Genomic DNA, 890 nt, shown 5'->3' with positions numbered 1-890 from the left:
TCATTCTTCCCCAACTTTTGAGGTTGCGAGTGCGAGTTCATTTCTGAGTGCCAGCTCTCCTGGGGTTGCTCTCAGAGGCGGCCACTTGGTTGGGAACCCAGTGACGATCCCATCATTTGATAGTGGTTTTGTGATGACCCTGATGGGGACTCCTTCTTTGGTTGACTCCATAACGTGTACTGCAGGAGATCCTGCATTGGTGGTCAATGAGTTCGGGGGGCCCGTCTGATTTCGCACATATGCTGCAGGATCCGTGGCGATTTCGCTGATGGTATCCATGATTTTATCGTCGCTCCAGTGGCGCGGGAATGGGGTCTTCCCTGGAAATCCGGGCCATCGATGCCCGCCGCCGGTAGCGTCTCCGTCGAGGATATGTGTTCTACGTTGAGGTGATGCCAAGTCCACCACCCCGGGACGGGACGGTCTTCCGTTCGGCCCGAGCCGGTGTGCGATGTCTCGGAGGACGGGGACTCGGTTGACTTGGCTCATTCCCCAGCCTATGGCGCGTTGCCCCCATGGGGTTTTGGCTGCCCATTGGAAGGCTTTGCCGAGGCCCCAGCCTGCTGCTCCACCACCGATCCCCCAGAGGGTGTCTGTTCCTACTTGTTGCCAGTTGATGGGGTAGCCGCTGCAGGCTTGGTCGATGATGCTGGCGCCTCCGCCGAGGACTGCTCCGGTGACGAGTGCTGCTGCGAGGCCTTGGGCGCCGGGGACGAAGGCCAGTCCGATGCCTGCGGCGATGGCGAGGGCGGTGCCCCATTTGGGGGAGTTGGCTTTGCGGTAGGCGTCGAGTTGTTCGGTGGTGATGGGTTGGAGGCCGGTTGGGTCGTGGAGGTTGGTGGGGTTGTTGCCGGCGTAGTTGTAGGGGTTGGGGGCCCAGGCGGTGCCGG

At 61.2% G+C, this 890-nt stretch carries 1 protein-coding gene; it reads right to left on the bottom strand.

Annotated features, from left to right (window positions below):
• The coding region (locus EII35_RS15530) for an EndoU domain-containing protein (RefSeq protein ID WP_185744407.1) at nt 1–890 on the bottom strand (890 nt) is incomplete at its 5' end.

This window comes from Arachnia propionica (genome assembly GCF_003932785.1).
GTDB classification, from domain to species: domain Bacteria; phylum Actinomycetota; class Actinomycetes; order Propionibacteriales; family Propionibacteriaceae; genus Arachnia; species Arachnia propionica_B.
This window is presented reverse-complemented; position numbering and strand designations above follow the sequence as displayed.